The organism is Streptomyces sp. NPDC030838, from assembly GCF_055572035.1.
The window spans coordinates 77,922-95,504 of record NZ_JBVIED010000019.1; the positions used below are offsets into that span (position 1 = coordinate 77,922).

Genomic DNA, 17,583 nt, shown 5'->3' on the forward strand with positions numbered 1-17,583 from the left:
GCTGGTCGGGCGCCACGCGAGTACCCCGCGCCGCGCGCCGGAACCCCGCCGATCAGCGCGGTGCCCGGTCCTCCAGCACCGCCCGCCAGGCCGGTGCGGGCCCCTCGGGCACGGCCTCCGGGCGGCGGCCGCCGCGGGCGAAGAAGTCGGCCAGCGGCAGGATCGCCGCGCCGACGGTGACCGCGTCGGGCCCGAGCCGCCCGAGGTCGATGGTGACCTGCTCGGCCGGGTGGCGCAGCGCGTACGCCGTCGCGTGCTTGCGTACGGCGGGCAGGAACCCGGCGCCGAGCTGGAGCCCGGCCCAGCCGCCGATGAGGATCCGCTCCGGCTGGAAGAGGTTGATCAGGTCGGACAGGCCGGCGCCCAGATACTCGGCGGTCTCCTCCAGCACGGCGAGCGCGGCGGGGTCGGCCGCGACGCCGTCGGCGGGATAGGCGGCGGCGAGCATCGCGGTCAGCGCGGTCTCCTCGTCGGCGTCCTCGGGCGGCCGGCCGCCCTCCTCGCGCCAGCGCTCCAGCAGCGACTCGGCACCGGCGTACGCCTCCAGACAGCCGAGCGCGCCGCAGCGGCAGCGGCGGCCCCGGACCCGTACGGTCAGATGCCCCCATTCGACGGCCCGTCCGTGCTCCACCTCGGGGGTGACCAGGCAGGCGCCGACGCCGGAGCCGAAGAGGACGACGACGGCGTTGCGGGCGCCCCGGCCGCCGCCGAACCACATCTCGGCCTGCCCGAGGGTGCGGGCGCCGTTGTCGATGAAGTACCGCACGGTGTCCGGGAGCGGGGAGCCCTCCCGCAGCAGTTCCTCCAGCGGGACGGCGTCCCAGCCGATCGTCTGGCCGTGCACCACGGCTCCGCGGTCCGGCGTGTGCTCGACGATGCCGGGGACGCCGATGCCGACGCCGAGCAGCCGCTCGGGGTCGACGCCCGCGGTCTCGGTGACCTCGGCGACCCCGTCCCGGATGTGGCCGACGATCACGTCGACGTCGTAGCGCCGCTGGCCCAGGGGGCGTTCGGCGCGGGCGAGTTCGGTGAGCGTGAGGTCGAACAGCTCGATCCGGACCCGGGTCTCGCCGACGTCGACGCCGATCATGTGGCCGCTGCCGGGCGCCACCCGCAGGAGGGTGCGGGGCCGGCCGCCGTCGGAGTCGACACTGCCGGCCTCCTCGACCAGGCCATCGGCGACGAGGTCGGCGACCACGTTGCTGACGGAGCCGGAGCTGAGGCCGGTGGCGGGGCCCAGCTCGAACCGGCTGAGCGGCCCGTCGAAGTACAGCCGTTGGAGCACGGCCGTCCGGTTGGCCCGCCTGAGGTCGCGTACCGTGCGCCCGTTCCGCTCCGCCATGTGGCTCCTCCCCAACCCGTCCCGGCCTGCCCTCCCGATATTACTCAACCACTTAATTAATGGGATGAGCTAAGCGGGGCACCCGTCGGCCAGGCCGGCCCGCCCCGGTGGCGGCCGCCTCGTCGGCGTTCGGGGCGCGCTTGCGGTACAGGGTACGGAACGCCTCAGGTACGCCCGGCGCCATCCGGGATCCGTCGTCGCACCGCAGCCCGGGGACGAACACCGCCTGCGATGGCTACTGTTCGGCCATGACGACGCATTCCACTCGGTCCGCTCTGCCGTCCGTGGCGCTGCGCGGGCGTTCCGGCTCCCTCTGGCTGGAGGCGGACGCCGTGCACATGGAGCAGGCGGGCACACGAAGACGGATACCGCTGGCCGCCGTCGAGCGAGTGCGGGCGGAGGGGCCCGGCGGGCGCACCGTGCGGATCGCGCTGACCGCTCCGCCCGGGGTAACGCCCACCGTGTACGAGGTGACGAACCGGAAGGCGGCGGCCGTCGCCGCGTTCGTGGCCGCGGTCGACCGGGCGGTTCCGCTCCGGGCGGCGGACGAGCGGCCCCGCGACGGGGTGGAGCTGGTCGTGGAGGAGGCCATGCCGCCCCGCCGACGCGGCCGGCCGGACCCGGTCGCCGTACTGGCCCTGCTCGGCGTGGTCGCCGTCGTGGGCTTGTACGTGGCCGGATTCGTGACCCTGATCTGGCAGGGCGCCTTCCTCGCCGCGGTGCTCTACGTCCTCGGGATCAAGCCGCTGGTCGGCGGTGCCGCGATCCTGGGTCTCGCGGGTGCGGCGCTGTACAACCGGGCGATCCTGCGCGCCCGGGGCATCACCGTGCTGGCGACCTTCCACCGCCACGACGGCAAGAAGCGGATGTTCACCTTCACCGACGCGGAGGGTGTCCAGCGCTTCGTGGAACCCGACAGCTCCGCCCGTCCCGCCGCCACCAAGCCGGAGCGGGTGCACATCACCTACGACCCGCGCAAGCCGGAACGCGCCGCCGCCGCGCTGCCGGTGAGCAGCTGGATCGGCCGGACCCTCGGTGTGGTCCTCGGCGGCATCCCGCTGCTGGTGCTCGGGCTGTTCCTCGTCCCGTACCAGGTCATCGCGGTTCTCTGGCTCTGACCCGCGGTCACCCGATAAATCGATGGCACGTCCATCCATCGGCTGTCTACCCTGAACCCCGCGAAACCTAGACGCCCTAGGTTTCGCGGTTCCGAGGCTTCGAGCATCTTCAGGATTCGAGCATCTTCAGGAGGCATCCCATGCGCCCGCTGGCCGAGAAGGACATCCGCGGCTCCTTCGTCAACTGTTCCAAGGGCGAGGCCAAGCGGCTCCCGCTCCCCCGGGACCTCGCGGAACGCCCCTGGGACGACCTCGACTTCCTGGGCTGGCGGGATCCCGGGGCACCCGACCGCAGCTATCTGGTCGTCGAGCGCGACGGCCGCCCGGTCGGCGTCAGCCTCCGCTTCCCGCCCCCGCAGCGCGGCTTCCTCCAGCGCAGCATGTGCGCCCTGTGCCTGACCGGCCATCCGCGCGGCGGCGTCTCCCTGATGACCGCCCGCAAGGCCGGCGCGGCGGGCCGCGAGGGCAACTCGGTCGGCCTGTACATGTGCACCGACCTGGCCTGCTCCCTCTACGTCCGCGGCAAGAAGGTGCCCGAGTCCGGCGCCCGCTTCGAGGAGAGCCTGACCCTGGAGGAGCAGATCGCCCGCACCACGGGCAACCTGTTCGCCTTCATGGACAAGCTGTACGCCTGAACGGAGCCCATGGGGACGTTCGACGTCCACAGTGACGGGGAACAGCCCAAGGGATGCGAGTTGTACGTGAGTGGCCGACATCCGTCGCGCGATGGGTGAAGCGGAGTCGCGAGCCCGTGGTCGTCCAGGCCCTGCGGTCGACGTTCGCCGCGACCGTCGCGTACGTCATCGCTCTGCGCCTGAGCCCCGAGGCGGCCCCGCTCACCGCGCCGCTGACCGCCCTGCTGGTCGTCCAGGTCACCCTGTACGCCACTCTCACCAACGGCATCCGACGGGTGAACTCGGTGGTGGCCGGCGTGCTGGTCGCTATCGCCTTCAGCCTGCTGGTGGGTCTGACCTGGTGGAGCCTCGCGCTGGTGATCATGGTCTCCCTGGCGGTGGGCCATCTGGTGCGGGTCGACGAGTACGTGGCGGAAGTGGCGATCAGCGCCATGCTGGTCCTCGGCGTCACCGCCGTCGGCGAGTACGCCTGGGCCCGGGTGCTGGAGACGCTGATCGGCGCCGTCGTCGGGCTCGGCATCAATGTGCTGCTCCCGCCACCCGTGTGGGTCGGCGAGGCGGGCGAGTCGATCGAGGGGCTGGCCCGCCGGATGCGGCAGCTGATGCTGCGGGTCGGCGAGGAGGCGGCGGGCCGCACCCCGGTGGAGCGCGCGGCCGAGCGGCTGCACGAGGCGCGCCGCCTCGATCACGACATCGTGCAGGTGGACGCGGCGCTGCGGCAGGCCGAGGACAGCCTGCGGCTCAATCCGCGGGTGCGCGAGGGCCTGCTGCACCGGATCGTGCTGCGCACCGGCCTGGACACCCTGGAGATCGTCATGGTCGTCCTGCGGGTGATCGCGCGCTCCCTCACCGATCTGGCGAAGGAGCGCGATCCGGAGCCGCTGTTCGAGCCGCAGACCGGCGCCCTCGTGGAACAGCTCCTGTCCGAGATCGCGGACGCGATCGTCAGCTTCGCGGTGCTGGTCACCACCCATGTCAGCAGCAACGCCGAATCCGCCGAGGAGCGGCTGGCCGCCGAGCTGCAGACGGCGGCGGCGACGCGCGACCGGCTGGCCGAGATGCTGCTCGAGGAGGTGCGCCGCGACCCCCGGCAGTGGCAGCTGCACGGCGCGGTGCTGGCCGAGGCGAACCGCATCATCGACGAGCTGGACATCGAGCACCGCTCGCGCCGGCTGCTGGAGGAACTGGACCGCAGCACCCGGGAGGAGCGCGAACGCCGGCCGTGGCTCACCCGGACACGGGACCGGGCCCGGATCACCCGGCGCCGGCTGCGGGACCGGCTGGCCGCCGCCCGTCGCGCGGCATGAGAACCACGGCATGAGAACCTCGGACGACCGGACGACGACCGACGGACCGAGGTGGGCATCGATGGGCTGGAGCAGGCGCCGCTTCCTGGGCACACTGGCGGCGCTGCCCGCGACAGCCGCCTGCGGAGCCTCGCCGGAACCCGAGCCCGAGGCGGCCAAGGCACCCACGACACGCCCCGGCACCTCGGGGCAGGCCTCGCCCACACCCTCCGGACCCCGCCCCCTGTACCTCGGCACCTACACCTCCGCCGAGGGCGGCGGCACCGGCATCGGCGTGGCCTCGTACGACCCGGCGACGGGCCGGATCACCGGCGCCGGCACGCTCACGGGCGTGCCCGATCCGTCGTATCTCGCGGCCCATCCGAACGGGCGGACGCTGTACGCGGTGAGCGAGCGGACCGAGGGCGCGGTGAGCGCCGTACGGCTCGCCGACCGGAAGCTCCTGGGCAGCCGGAGCACCGGCGGCGCGGGCCCCTGCCAGTTGTCCGTGCACCCGGACGGCCGCTGGCTGCTGAGCGCGAACTACACCTCCGGCAGCGTGGCCGTGCACCCGATCGACGACTCCGGCGCGCTGGGCGAGCGCACCGACCTGGTCGCGCACCCGGGCCCGGAACCGCGCGCCCACCAGTTCCTCACCGCTCCGGACGGCCGGCATGTCCTCGCCGTGGACCTCGGCACGGACACCGTCCACACCTACCGGCTGGACGAGCGCCGGGGCACCCTCACGGAGGTCGCGCGAGCCCGTACCCGGCCGGGCGCCGGTCCGCGGCATCTCACCTTCCACCCCGGCGGCCGGTACGCCTATCTGGCGAACGAGCTCGACGACACGGTCGCGGTCTGCGCCTACGACCCGGGCAGCGGACGCCTCGACATCGGCGAAGGGCAGCCCACGGGGGCGGGCGGCGACGTCACGAACCACCCCGCGCAGCTTGTGGTGACGCCGGACGGCGCGTACGCCTGTCTCGCCAACCGGGGGCACAACAGCCTGGCCCGGTACGCGGTGGAGGACGACGGCGCCCGGCTGCGGCTGCTGGGCACGGTGCCGGTGGCGGGGGACTTCCCGCGGCACATCGCCTTCTCGCCGGACGGGCGGCTGCTGTTCGCGGCGAACCAGCGGTCCGGCACCGTCAGCGTCTTCCATGTGGACCGCGCGACCGGCGGCCTGCGGCTCGCGGGCGAGCCGTTCGCCTCACCCGTCGCCGTCTGCGCGCTGCCGCTGTAGGGTCCGCGGGCAGTTCGCGGCGCTCGCCTGCGAGAGCAGCACATGCATCCGCTCGGTGAGCTGCGCGACGTCGTCGGCGGGCCGGTGGAAGGCGAGGCGTACGTCGCCGTGGGCGCGGCGCCGTTCGATCCGCAGCGTCAGCCCGTGCCGGTCGACGGCGAGCGGCTGGACCCGCAGGGCGCCGTGCAGGCTGCCCGGCTCGACGAGGCGGGTGAGCCGTTCGACGGCGTCGGGGTGGGCGTCGGCGAGGTGGGTCAGCAGCCGGGCCTCGGCCGTGGCCAGCGGGTCGGGCGTGGCCGCGGCGAACTCGTCGAGGTCGATGACCTCCGCGCCCGCGGGTTTGTGCAGCACCACGCGGGTGGCCTGGAAGGCGAGACTGCTCTCCTGGACGGTGAACCAGCCGGCGAGCCAGAGCCGGGCGCGGATCCGGTTCCGCAGCGGGACGGGGGCGACGTCGGCGAACTCCAGGACGGCGGACGGCTCCCCGCGCGGCGCGCAGATCGCGGCGGCGAGCAGCGCGCTGTCGTCGGGCACGTGCAGGACCACCCTGCCGTCCTCGGTCACGGTGTGCGCGCCGACGAGATCCTCGCGGACGCCCTCCGTGGCCACCGAACACGACCAGGCGGCGGCCAGCACCGACCGGGCCCGTTCCGCCGCGGCGGGCGCCGCCGCCCAGACGTGGCTGTCGCCCATCCCGTCACCCATCCTGAATCCTCCTTAGGTAAGCCTTGCCTAACCTATCGAAGATCGGGGTGTACGCCAACCACGCCGGGCGAATCTTTCGGATCACCGGCGCGTCCGCGAGGCGTTCTCGCTCAGCTCGCTCCGGTCCAGTGCGCCGGGCGGGTCACCGACTCGGGCAGCCGGGTGCCCGCCCCGCCCCGGGCGGCGTTGACCTGGGGCTGGGTCAGGAAGAACGCGCCGGTCAGATCGGCGTCGGTGAGGTCGGCGTCCCGCAGGTCGGCGCCGATCAGGTCCGCGCCGCGCAGATCCGCGCCGGTCAGGTCGGCGGCGATCAGCCAGGCGCCGCGCAGGTTGGCGCCGCGCAGATCGGCGCCCCTGAGGCGGGCGCCCATCAGGTCCGCGCCCCGGCGGTCCTTCTTGCGTCCCCGCGTGCCCGCCCGGGCCAGCTCGCTGGTCTTCAGCAGCAGGACGTTGACCTCCTGCCGGTGGGCGGCGACGTCCAGCGCCGCGATCTCCTCGGGGGTCCGCCGGGTCAGCGCCTCGGTGCGCTCCCGGGCGCGGCGCAGGTCGGCGTGGAGCGGGCGGGCGGCGGGCAGGGTCAGGGCCTCGGTGAGGTACCAGAGCAGTTCGTGCAGCTGACGGACGACGGGGAAGACGTCGAACATCCGGCGGGCGTGCTCCCGGGAGCCGCCGCGCCAGTCCTCGCCGCCGAAGACGACCTGGGAGACCTGCTGACCGGCGCCGAAGCAGTCGTAGACCGTGCAGCCGGTGAACCCTTCGGTCCGCAGCCGGTCGTGGATGCCGCACCGGTGGTCGCCCTGGAGGTTGGGGCAGGGCTTGCCGGCCGCCTTGTCCAGGGCGAAGTCCGCCGAGGCGGCGAAGGGCAGGGCGACACAGCACAGCCCGAAGCAGCTGCCGCAGTCGCCGCGCAGCTCGGCCAGGTCGCCTTGGTGATCACGCATGCGCTCCACCCTAATCGGGCGCCCGGAGCGAAAACTCACCGCCGCGTTTCCGCCGGTGTGGGGGTCCTCTCATCCAACGGAAAACAACCTCGGCTACTACGGAGACATCAGCCGGCCTCTGGTCGCATCGAGGAGACGCCATGTGCAGCCACCAGCCGCCCTGCCCCACCTCCGACAGCCCGGACCACCAGTCCGCCGTGATCGTCTCGGCCCATCCCGAACAGGGCTGGAGTCTGCTGTGCAACGGCACCATCGTGTTCGACGACACCGGTGAGCTGCTGCCGGACGGCCGGGTGGTGCGCCCGCACCGCACCACCGGCCCGGTGGCGGCCGCGGTCTGACGTCGGGTCAGCGGGCGAACAGCTCGAACGCCACCGCCGGCTTCCCGCCGAACCGCTCCCCCGCCCCCTGCGTGGCCATGGTCAGGAACTCCCGGACGTACGTCTCGGGGTCCTGGTCCGTCAGCGCCTCGATGTACGCCCGGTGTTCGAGCAACGAACGCACCGCCGCCTCCAGGCCCGCCTCCGTCGCCTCCACCGCGTGGGTGGGGGTGGCGGAACCGGCGACGGCGACCCAGCGCACCCCGTTCCACGGCTCCAGGCCCTGCTCGGCCAGTTCCGGGAAGATCCAGCGGTTGCCGGCGTCGGCGGCCGCGTCGAGGGTGGCGCGGCCGACGGCGACGTGGTCCGGGGTGTTCCAGGCGACGCCGCCCCAGGTGTCCCGGTGGTTCAGGGTGATCACCAGCTCGGGGCGGTGCCGGCGGATCGCGGCGGCGATGTCGCGGCGCAGCGCGGTGCCGTACTCGATGACTCCGTCGCTGTGATCCAGGAACTCCACACTCGACACGCCTACGACCGCCGCGCTGGACCGCTGCTCCTGCTCGCGCAGCGGGGCGCACTGGGCCGGGTCCAGCGTGTCGATGCCGGCCTCGCCGCGGGTGGCGAGGACGTATGCCACGTGCCGGCCGGCCTCCGTCCACTGGGCGATGGCCGCGGAGCAGCCGTACTCCAGGTCGTCCGGATGGGCGACTACCGCCAGGGCGCGGTGCCAGTCTTCGGGCATGGGCTGGAGTTGGGTGATCTCTGTCATGGTCGCAGCGTAGCGCCGTGGGGATAACTGCCCGTTTCTGTCCGCGGGTTCGTTGTGGCTGGTCGCGCCCACGCGGCGGAGCCGCATATCGATACAGCCCCGCGCCCCTTGAGGCATCTTCACGCCTCGTCTCTTACAAGTGCGAGGAGGCGGTCCAGGACCCGTGGGCCGCCTGCTCGTACTCCGTCGTGTTCGAACTCGTCCGTCACCCAGGTGCGCAGGCCGCGGATCGACTGGGCCGTTTCCAGGGAGTGGGCGGTGTCGACGTACATGTCGTCGTGGTAGATCGCGGCCGCGACCGGCACCTCGTTCGCGGCGAGGCGTGCTGGGTCGTACAGCGGCTTCCAGTCCGCTCGGGCGGCCAGGAGGTCGGCGGTCTCGCGCAGGGGGCGCAGGGCGGGGTCGCAGTCGAACATCCAGGGATGGATGGTCTCGCCGGTGAACAGCAGCGGCCCGTCGCCCGCGAGTGCCTTGGCGGCGTCGAACTGCGGGAACTCGGCGCGGACGCGCTCGGCGGCCCAGGCGGTGGGGCGCTCGTCCTGGCCGTAGATCGCCTCGTGGACGAGGGCGTACAGGGGGTGTCCGGCGTACGACAGCAGGCCCTGCACCTCCTCCTGGAAGGCGTCGGAGAGCGCCGGGCCCTGCGGGGTGCGGACGAAGGCGTGCTCCAGGAGGTAGTGCAGCCGGTGGCTGCCCTCGCTGCCGCCGAGGAGGATGCCGAGGGACTGGAAGGCCTCGACCGTGAGCCGGTAGCCGTTGGGCAGCACCACGTCGTGGCTGAGGAGGTGGTCGGCGATCCGGCGGGCCCGTTCGACGTCCTGCGGGTAGCGGGCGTAGTGGGCGGTGACCTTGCGTTCGACGCGCGGGTAGGCGGCCCGGTAGACGTCGTCGGCGTGGGCGTCCAGGGAGGGCAGTCCGCCGGTGATGACGGCGGCGGACAGTCCCTCGGGGGCGGTGGAGAGGTAGTTGACCGTGCAGAAGCCGCCGAAGCTCTGGCCGAGGACGGTCCAGGGGGCGCCGCCGGTGACCTCGCGGCGGATCAGCTCGCAGTCCCGGACGATCGCGTCCGCGCGGAAGTGGGCCAGGTAGTCCGCCTGCTCGGCGGGGCCGCCGCGCAGCGGGAGGGTCTGGCGGTTGGCCGGGGTGGAGTGGCCGGTGCCGCGCTGGTCGAGCAGCAGCACGCGGTACTCCTTCAGGGCGCGGCCGAGCCAGGCCTGCTTGCCGACGAACCGGTTCGCGCCGAAGCCGGGACCGCCCTGGAGGTAGACCAGCCAGGGCAGGTCCTGGTGCGCCTTGTCGCCGGCGACGACCTCGCGCGCGTAGAGCTCGATCGTCTCCCCCGCCGGATCGGCGTGGTCGAGGGGCACGGTGAAGTGGCGGTCGGTGAGGACGACGCCGGGCTGGCGGTAGCTGACGCTCAACTGGTCTCCCGGTGCGGTCGGGCGGGTGCGGATCGCGTCCCAGTTCAGCACATGTCCGGCCGCCCGGCGGGGGCAGGGATCATGAATGGCTGCTGAACGGCGGTTCAGCGCCCGGTATGTCCGTCACTGACCGGCCGTTCAGCGCCCCGCCAGGCTGGAGCGGCGTACGACCAGCTCCGGCTGGAGGACGACCCGGCGGTGTTCGTGGGGGCGGCGGCCGGTGTCCGACTCGGTCTCCTCCAGCAGCAGCTCGGCGGCGAGCGCGCCCATGGTGACGGCGGGCTGCCGGACCGAGGTGAGCGGGACGGCCGCGGCGGCGGCGAACTCGATGTCGTCGTAGCCGACGATGGCGAGGTCGTCGGGGACGCTGACGCCGGCCGCGTACATGGCCTGGAGCACGCCGAGGGCGAGCAGGTCGTTGGCGCAGAAGACGGCGGTCGGGCGGTCGGCGAGGCCGAGCAGGCGGGCGCCGGCGTCCCGGCCCGCGGCGACGTCGAGCCGCTCGGTGGGCAGCTCGCGCAGCGCCTCCGGGCCGAGACCGGCCTCGGCGAGCGCGTTCAGCGCTCCGGTGCGGCGGTCGCGCACCTGGTTCAGGCCGGGCGGACCGCTGACGTACGCGATGGCCCGGTGCCCGGCGTCGACGAGATGCCGTACGGCCAGCGCGCCGCCCGCCACGTCGTCGACGGAGACCGAGCACTCGGTGGTGCCCTCGGCGACCCGGTCGACCAGCACGAACGGGATGCCGTGCCGGCGGAACGCCTCGATGTTCCGCCCGGTGGCGTCGGCCGGGGTGAGCAGCACGCCGCGCACCCGCTGCTCGGCGAAGAGCGACAGGTACTCGGCCTCCTCCGACGGCTCCTGGGCGCTGTTGCAGACCATCACGCCGAGCCCGGCCTCGCGCGCGGCGCGCTCGGCGCCACGCGCCACGTCGACGAAGAAGGGGTTGCCCATGTCGAGCACGAGCAGCCCCATGATCCGACTGCGGCCCGCGCGCAGCTGGCGCGCGGACTCGCTGCGGACATAGCCGAGCCGGTCGATCGCGGACAGCACGCGCGCCCGGGTCTCGGTGGCGACCGTGTCCGGACGGTTGATGACGTTCGACACCGTGCCCACGGAGACTCCGGCGGCGCGGGCGACGTCCTTGATACCCACCGACTGGGCCATCAGGCAGGGACCTCCAGGGAGACGAGGGGCGGCGGGAAGGCCTTCACACTACCGCCATGCCGCCCCTGAGCGACCTTGGTCACGACGGCAGACGGAAGTCGACGACGCGCAGCGCCGACGGGGTCGTACCGCTGGACTTCTCCTGGTACATCACCGACAGGACGCCGTCCTGCGCGACCCGGGTCTCGTCGATCACCACCTCGCCGAAGGCGTTCAGGCCAGCGCCGTCGTACAGCAGCCTCCAGTCGGTGTACCCGGAGGCCGCGGAGGCTCCGGCGATCCTGCCGTACGGGAAGACCGCGTACGCGTTGTCGTACGTGTCCAGGATCAGCTTGGTGCGCTGGCTGGAGTTCAGCGGGACCGGGATCTCGGTCTTCTGCCAGGTGCCGGAGGCGTTGCGGCGGACGTGGAAGGCCCGGCCGTTGGCGGTGCGGTCGGCGACGTAGTTCGTGGTGCACTGGCCGAAGCGGCCGGGGACGTAGGAGATGATCGCGTGCGGCCGGCCCGCGGAGTCGGTGAACTGGCTCTCCTGGTTCATCAGGGAATGATCGGGGTTCAGCGGGTCCACGACCAGACCCGCGTCGGCCACGGACACCCGGTCGGAGCCGCCCGTGACGCCGACGACCGTGCCCGCGTTGGTGCGCCAGGTGCGGCCGCGGTCGTCGGAGTAGACGTAGCCGGTGTCGTGGTTGGTGATGCCGCCGCTCGCGCACATCACCGCCGCGTTCTGCTCCCGCCAGGTGAAGAAGGCGTGCAGCCGGCCGTTGCGGTCGTAGTCGATGCCGTGCAGATACATGTTGCGGGCGGTGGACGAGCCGTGCTCGCTGGTGTACGTCCCCGTGGAGCTGGTCCACTCCCCCAGCGCCGTCCACTTGGTGCCGTCGTACTCGGCGAGGGCGTTGCGGCCGTTGCCGGAGACGCCGGCGCGGTAGCTGAGCTGGAGCCTGCCCTCGGGGGTGGAGACGAACTGCGGATAGGTGAACTGGGAGGTGAGGGCGAGCCCGTCGAGCGTGGACTGGGGTGCGCCGAACCGGCTCGCGGTCCAGCTCAGCCCTGCCGGATTGTCCATGAGCCCGGCGACGGACTTGACATACGTGAAGCCGTCGCTGTGGGAGTCCATGTTGAGGTGCAACCGGCCGTCGACTTTCGAGACGCCCATGGAGATGACGTTGTGGGAGTCGTTGTACCGGAGCGTGTGGCCGACCTTGACGGTCTGCCAGGTGGTGGCGCCGAGGGCGCGGCGGCCGACGACGGCGTTGCGGTCGGCGGTGTACCAGACGGCGTACTGGTAGCCCTTGTAGGTCAGCAGGCCGTTCTTCTGGAAGGAGTTGTTGTTGACCAGGCCGTCATAGGAGACGAAGTAGATCGCCTGGCTGTCGAGGGTCGTGGTGGCCGTGCGGGTGACCGAGGGGCCGGGGACGGCGGCCCGCGCGACGCCGGGAGCGGCTGCCGCGGCGGCCGCCAGGGCACCGGCCAGCACGGTACGTCTTCTCAGGGGACTCATGAGCGGCTCCGGATCAGGCGAGGTGGAAGACTTCGGTGAGCGGCTTCATCGCTTCGTCGGGACGGGCACCGTCGAGCGACTCGAAGAAGGGGGCCATCTCGGCCTGCCAGCGGGCGTTGACGTCCGTGGCCTCCATCCCGGCGAGCGCGGCCTCGAAGTCCTCGGTCTCCAGGTAGCCGACGAGCAGGCCGTCGTCGCGCAGGAAGAGCGAGTAGTTGTGCCAGCCGGTGGCCGAGAGAGCGTCCAGCATCTCCGGCCACACGGCGGCGTGGCGTTCGCGGTACTCGGCGATGCGGTCCTCGCGGACCTTGAGCAGGAAACAGACGCGCTGCATGAAGTACCACTCCCGGCGGGTGAGGGGGATCAGAAGTTGTAGTCGTCGATGTTCTTGGCGTCGAAGACGGTCGGCTTGCCGAGGCTGATCACGCCGTCCTTGCCGATCGTGTACTCGCCCATGGATCCGGCGGTGAAGGTCTCGCCCTCCTTGCCGGTGATCTGCCCGGAGGCCAGCGCGACGGCGGTACGGGCGGCCAGCTCGCCCAGCTTCGCCGGGTCCCACAGCTCGAACGCCTCGACGGTGCCGTTCTTGACGTACTTGCGCATGTCGTTCGGGGTGCCGAGGCCGGTCAGCTTGACCTTGCCCTTGTACTTGGAGCCCGACAGGTACTGGGCGGCGGCCTTGATGCCGACGGTGGTCGGGGAGATGATCCCCTTCAGGTTCGGGTACTCCTGGAGCAGGCCCTGGGTCTGCTGGAAGGACTGCTGGGCGTCGTCGTTGCCGTAGGCGATCTTGACGAGCTTCATGTCCTTGTACTTCGGATCCTTGAGCTCGTCCTTCATGAACTCGATCCAGGTGTTCTGGTTGGTCGCGGTCTGCGCGGCGGACAGGATCGCGATCTCGCCCTTGTAGCCGATCTGCTCGGCGAGCAGCTGGACCTCGGTGCGGCCCAGGTCCTCGGCGGACGCCTGCGAGACGAAGGCGTTGCGGCAGTCGGGCTTGGTGTCCGAGTCGTACGTCACGACCTTGATGTCATTGCTCATCGCCTGCTTCAGCGCGGTGCACAGGGCGCCCGGGTCCTGCGCGGACACGGCCATCGCGTCGACCTGCTGCTGGGTGAGGGTGTTGACGTAGGAGACCTGCCCGGACGTGTCGGTCGCGCTGGACGGCCCGACCTCCTTGTAGCTGGACCCCAGCTCCTTCAGCGCCTTCTCGCCGCCCTTGTCGGCGGTGGTGAAGTACGGGTTGTTGACCTGCTTGGGCAGGAAGCCGACGGTCAGACCCTTCTTCAGCTCGGCATTGGGGTCGGCCTTGCCGGCCGCGGCCGCCGAGCCGCCCTCGTTGGCCACGTCCTTCTTGGTGGTGCCACCACAGGCGGTCAGGGCGAGGGCGAGGGAGGTGACGCCGGCGAGAACAGCAGAGGTGCGGCGGAGGGATGACTTACGCATGAGGGGTCCTTATTGACAGGGGTGAGTGGATGCCCCTTTAGGGGCGCGGGGAACTGCGCGACCAGCCACGGACGGCCAGTCAGCCGGACGATTGAGCGCGTACAACGGCGATCTGCCGCGCGACCCGAGGCCCGAGGACGGAAAGAACGAGCAACACACCGGTAACGACAATCTGCGACTGAGCGGAAACGTCCTGAAGGCTCATGACGTTCTGCAGCGCACCCAGCAGGAAGACACCGGCGATCGCACCACCGAGCGTCCCCTTGCCACCGTCGAAGTCGATACCACCGAGCAAGACAGCGGCGACAACAGAGAGTTCCAGCCCGGTCGCGTTGTCATAGCGCGCGCTCGCGTAGTGCAGGGCCCAGAACACACCGGTCAGCGAGGCCATCAGCCCGGTCAGCGTGAACAGAATCAGCTTCTGCCGCTTGACCCGGATCCCCGCGAACCGCGCCGCCTCCTCACTCGCCCCGATCGCGAACAGCGACCGCCCGAACGGCGTGGCGTGCAGCGCGACCACGGCGATCGCCAGCAGCACCAGGAAGGGCAGGAAGGCGTACGGAACAAACGTGTCACCCATCCGTCCCGCCGCGAAGTCCAGATACTGCGCAGGGAAATCGGTCACCGCGTCGGACCCGAGCACGATCTGCGCGATGCCCCGGTAGGCGGCGAGGGTGCCGATGGTGACGGCGAGGGAGGGCAGCCCCAGCTTGGTGACCAGCAGGCCATTGACCAGCCCGCACACCACACCGAGCAGCAGACACATGGGAATGATCGTCTCGATCGCCATCCCCTGGTTCCACAGCGCGCCCATCACCGCACCGGAAAGACCCGCGGTGGAGGCGACGGACAGATCGATCTCACCGGAGACGACCAGCAGCGTCATCGGCAGCGCGATCAACGCGATGGGCAGCGTGTTGCCGATCAGGAACGACAGGTTCAGCGCGTTGCCGAATCCCTCCACGAAGGAGAAGGAGAACAACAGCAGAACGATCAGCAGCGCACCGACGACCGTGTCCCACCGGACCGCACGCGTCAGGGACTCAGGCATGGCGAGCATTCCTCTTCTTCAGGGCGGAGCCCACCCGCAGCGCGACGACCCGGTCGACCGCGATGGCGAGGATGAGCAGGATGCCGTTGATCGCGAGCACCCAGACCGAGCTGACGCCGAGGGCGGGCAGCACGCTGTTGATGGAGGTCAGCAGCAGCGCGCCGAGGGCCGCGCCGTAGACGCTGCCGGAGCCGCCGGTGAAGACCACACCGCCCACGACGACGGCGCTGACGACGGTGAGTTCGTAACCGTTGCCGGTGCCGGAGTCGACGTTGCCGAACCGGGCCAGGTACATCGCGCCGGCGAGTCCGGCGAGCGCCCCGCAGAAGGTGTACGCGGCGAGGATCCGCTTGCGGACGGGGATGCCGGCGAGCCGGGCGGCCTCGGGGTTGGAGCCGAGCGCGTACAGCTCGCGGCCGCTGCCGAAGTGCTTGAGGTAGTACGCGGTCGCCACCAGGACGGCCAGGGCGATCAGCGCCAGGTACGGCACCGCGGAGATACCGCCGGAGCCGAAGTCGACGAAGGAGCCGGGCAGGTCGGCCGCGGTGATCTGCCGGGAGCCGACCCAGATGGAGTCGATGCCGCGGATGATGTAGAGCGTGCCGAGGGTGACGACCAGCGCGGGCACCTGCCCGAGGCTGACCAGCAGGCCGTTGAGAAGGCCGAACCCGACACCCATCAGTACGGCGAGGAGGATGGCGACCACGGAATTGCCGCCGCCCTGGAGATACGTTCCGGCGGCGAAGGCGCTGATGCCGAGCGTCGAGCCGACCGACAGGTCCACATTGCGGGTGATGACGACCAGGGACTGGCCGGTGGCGACCAGGACCAGGATGGTCGCGTTCAGCAGCAGGTCCTTGATGCCCTGCTCGGAGAGGAACTCGCTGTTGCCGGCCTGGGTGACGGCGATCATCACCAGGAAGACGACCAGGATGGCGAGCTCGCGCATCTTGAAGACGCGGTCGACGAGGCGGGTGCCGCCGGACTTGGGCGCGTCCGACACGGGCGCTTGCTGAGGAGCGGTAACCGTCACGCGGCGGCCCTCCCCGTGGCTGCTGCCATCACGGTTTCCTCGGTGGCGTCGGAGCGCGGGATCTCGGCAGTGAGCCGGCCCTCGTGCATCACCAGCACGCGGTCGGCCATGCCGAGGATCTCGGGCAGGTCGGAGGAGATCATCAGGACGGCCACGCCGTCCGCGGCGAGCTGGGACAGCAGGCGGTGCACCTCGGACTTGGTCCCGACGTCGATGCCGCGCGTCGGCTCGTCGACGATCAGCACCTTGGGCCGGGTGGCGAGCCATTTGGCGAGGACGACCTTCTGCTGGTTGCCGCCGGACAGCGTGGAGACGGCGTCGGCGATCCGGGCGTACTTCACCTGGAGCTTGACGGCCCAGTCGAGGGAGCGGCTGCGTTCGGCGCCGCGGTCCATGAGGCCCGCCTTCACGGTCGTACGAAGACCCGTGAGACCGATGTTGCGCTCGATGGACATGTCCATCACCAGGCCCTGGGCGCGCCGGTCCTCGGGGACGAGGGCCAGTCCGGCGGCCATGGCGGTGGAGGGGGCGCCGTTGACCAGGGGCCTGCCGTCCACGGAGACCTCCCCGGCGTCCCAGCGGTCGACGCCGAAGACGGCCCGGGCGACCTCGGTACGGCCCGCGCCGACCAGTCCGGCGAGGCCGACGATCTCCCCGCGCCGCACCTCGAAGGAGACGTCGGTGAAGACGCCCTCGCGGGTCAGCCGACGCACGCTGAGCGCGACCTCGCCGGGTGTCACGTCCTGCTTGGGGTACAGCTCCTCGAGGTCGCGGCCGACCATCCGGCGGACCAGGTCGTCCTCGGTCATCCCGGCGAGGGGTTCACTGGCGATCCAGGCGCCGTCGCGCAGGGTGGTCACCTTCTGGCAGATCTCGAAGATCTCCTCCAGCCGGTGGGAGATGAACAGGACGGCGGCGCCCTGTTCCTTGAGGGTGCGGACCACGCCGAAGAGGCGGGCGACCTCGCTGCCGGTGAGCGCGGCGGTCGGCTCGTCCATGATCAGGACGCGGGCGTCGAAGGAGAGCGCCTTGGCGATCTCCACGATCTGCTGGTCCGCGATGGACAGCCCGCGCGCGGGGCGGTCGGGGTCGAGGTCGACGCCGAGGCGCCGCATCAGTGCGGCGGTCGCGGCGCGGGTGGTCTTGTGGTCGATGCGGCCGAGGGCGCGTTTGGGCTGCCGGCCCATGAAGATGTTCTCGGCGATCGACAGGTCGGGGAAGAGCGTGGGCTCCTGATAGATCACGGCGATGCCGGCGTCGCGGGCGTCGCCGGGGCCGTGGAAGACGACGGGCGCGCCGTCGAGCAGCACCTGGCCGGCGTCCGGCCGGTGCACTCCGGCGAGCGTCTTGATGAGGGTCGACTTGCCCGCGCCGTTCTCCCCGGCGAGGGCGTGGACCTCGCCCGGGAACAGCTCCAGGGACACGTCCCGCAGGGCGCGTACGGCGCCGAAGGACTTGGAGACGCCCTCGAGCGCCAGCACCGGGGGCGGCCCCGTGTCGGACGGGTGGGTCATTGGGGGCTCCTCGACGACGCGGTGCGTCGTGAAAGGTTTCAACTGGGTTGCCGGGACGTTAGGCAGGCCAGCCATGTCACGTCAATGGGTC

17 protein-coding genes are annotated in these 17,583 nt (G+C 71.6%); 5 read left to right on the forward strand and 12 right to left on the reverse strand.

The genetic code is table 11. The features are described 5' to 3' along the window. Nucleotides 1-52 precede the first annotated feature (52 nt). Nucleotides 53-1,342 carry an ROK family transcriptional regulator gene (locus ACZ42A_RS35765; protein ID WP_468531509.1) on the reverse strand — a complete coding sequence of 430 codons (1,290 nt, stop codon included), beginning with the start codon at nt 1,340-1,342 and terminating at the stop codon, nt 53-55. Between the two features lie 248 nt (nt 1,343-1,590). On the opposite strand from ACZ42A_RS35765, the gene ACZ42A_RS35770 reads away from it, so the two are divergent. The 4 genes from ACZ42A_RS35770 (at nt 1,591) to ACZ42A_RS35785 (ending at nt 5,624) form a co-directional block, all read left to right on the forward strand. Continuing rightward, entirely contained in the window at nt 1,591-2,460 is an 870-nt protein-coding gene (locus ACZ42A_RS35770; protein WP_468531510.1) for a hypothetical protein, read from the forward strand. A 140-nt stretch (nt 2,461-2,600) separates the two neighbouring features. Further along, nucleotides 2,601-3,095 carry an FBP domain-containing protein gene (locus ACZ42A_RS35775; RefSeq protein WP_468531511.1) on the forward strand — a complete coding sequence of 165 codons (495 nt, stop codon included), beginning with the start codon at nt 2,601-2,603 and terminating at the stop codon, nt 3,093-3,095. Nucleotides 3,096-3,148: 53 nt separating this feature from the next. After that, nucleotides 3,149-4,402, forward strand: a complete 1,254-nt coding sequence (locus ACZ42A_RS35780) for an FUSC family protein (protein WP_468531512.1) — start codon at nt 3,149-3,151, stop codon at nt 4,400-4,402. A 61-nt stretch (nt 4,403-4,463) separates the two neighbouring features. Then, the gene (locus ACZ42A_RS35785) at nt 4,464-5,624 is read left to right on the forward strand and encodes a lactonase family protein (RefSeq protein WP_468531513.1); all 1,161 of its coding nucleotides are present in this window, start codon (nt 4,464-4,466) and stop codon (nt 5,622-5,624) included. Here the strand turns inward: ACZ42A_RS35785 and ACZ42A_RS35790 are convergent. Continuing rightward, nucleotides 5,592-6,317, reverse strand: a complete 726-nt coding sequence (locus ACZ42A_RS35790) for a DUF2470 domain-containing protein (RefSeq protein WP_468531595.1) — start codon at nt 6,315-6,317, stop codon at nt 5,592-5,594. The genes ACZ42A_RS35785 and ACZ42A_RS35790 overlap by 33 nt on opposite strands. A gap of 122 nt (nt 6,318-6,439) precedes the next feature. Beyond that, complete coding sequence (locus ACZ42A_RS35795; protein WP_468531514.1) at nt 6,440-7,270, reverse strand: pentapeptide repeat-containing protein; 831 nt, start codon at nt 7,268-7,270, stop codon at nt 6,440-6,442. 140 nt (nt 7,271-7,410) lie between these two features. Between ACZ42A_RS35795 and ACZ42A_RS35800 the strand changes: the two genes are divergently transcribed. After that, on the forward strand, nt 7,411-7,611 hold the full coding sequence (locus tag ACZ42A_RS35800; protein ID WP_468531515.1) for a DUF5999 family protein: 201 nt from the start codon (nt 7,411-7,413) through the stop codon (nt 7,609-7,611). 7 nt (nt 7,612-7,618) lie between these two features. Here ACZ42A_RS35800 and ACZ42A_RS35805 read toward each other — a convergent pair whose 3' ends face one another. From ACZ42A_RS35805 to ACZ42A_RS35845, 9 genes are all read right to left on the reverse strand, one after another. Continuing rightward, nucleotides 7,619-8,359 carry a PIG-L deacetylase family protein gene (locus ACZ42A_RS35805; RefSeq protein ID WP_468531516.1) on the reverse strand — a complete coding sequence of 247 codons (741 nt, stop codon included), beginning with the start codon at nt 8,357-8,359 and terminating at the stop codon, nt 7,619-7,621. 119 nt (nt 8,360-8,478) lie between these two features. Further along, nucleotides 8,479-9,780 carry an alpha/beta fold hydrolase gene (locus ACZ42A_RS35810; RefSeq protein ID WP_468531517.1) on the reverse strand — a complete coding sequence of 434 codons (1,302 nt, stop codon included), beginning with the start codon at nt 9,778-9,780 and terminating at the stop codon, nt 8,479-8,481. Between the two features lie 138 nt (nt 9,781-9,918). Then, on the reverse strand, nt 9,919-10,944 hold the full coding sequence (locus tag ACZ42A_RS35815; protein WP_468531518.1) for a LacI family DNA-binding transcriptional regulator: 1,026 nt from the start codon (nt 10,942-10,944) through the stop codon (nt 9,919-9,921). Between the two features lie 79 nt (nt 10,945-11,023). After that, nucleotides 11,024-12,439, reverse strand: a complete 1,416-nt coding sequence (locus ACZ42A_RS35820; RefSeq protein ID WP_468531596.1) for a BNR repeat-containing protein — start codon at nt 12,437-12,439, stop codon at nt 11,024-11,026. A gap of 22 nt (nt 12,440-12,461) precedes the next feature. Next, nucleotides 12,462-12,782 (reverse strand): L-rhamnose mutarotase, encoded by a 321-nt coding sequence (locus tag ACZ42A_RS35825; protein WP_468531519.1) that lies wholly within the window; start codon nt 12,780-12,782, stop codon nt 12,462-12,464. Nucleotides 12,783-12,811: 29 nt separating this feature from the next. Next, the gene (rhaS, locus tag ACZ42A_RS35830; protein ID WP_468531520.1) at nt 12,812-13,894 is read right to left on the reverse strand and encodes a rhamnose ABC transporter substrate-binding protein; all 1,083 of its coding nucleotides are present in this window, start codon (nt 13,892-13,894) and stop codon (nt 12,812-12,814) included. A 79-nt stretch (nt 13,895-13,973) separates the two neighbouring features. Then, nucleotides 13,974-14,945 carry an ABC transporter permease gene (locus ACZ42A_RS35835; protein WP_468531521.1) on the reverse strand — a complete coding sequence of 324 codons (972 nt, stop codon included), beginning with the start codon at nt 14,943-14,945 and terminating at the stop codon, nt 13,974-13,976. After that, nucleotides 14,938-15,978 (reverse strand): ABC transporter permease, encoded by a 1,041-nt coding sequence (locus ACZ42A_RS35840; protein WP_468531522.1) that lies wholly within the window; start codon nt 15,976-15,978, stop codon nt 14,938-14,940. Before ACZ42A_RS35840 ends, ACZ42A_RS35835 begins: the two co-directional genes overlap by 8 nt. Beyond that, the gene (locus ACZ42A_RS35845; protein ID WP_468531523.1) at nt 15,975-17,492 is read right to left on the reverse strand and encodes a sugar ABC transporter ATP-binding protein; all 1,518 of its coding nucleotides are present in this window, start codon (nt 17,490-17,492) and stop codon (nt 15,975-15,977) included. The genes ACZ42A_RS35840 and ACZ42A_RS35845 overlap by 4 nt, the downstream gene beginning before the upstream one ends. Nucleotides 17,493-17,583 lie beyond the last annotated feature (91 nt).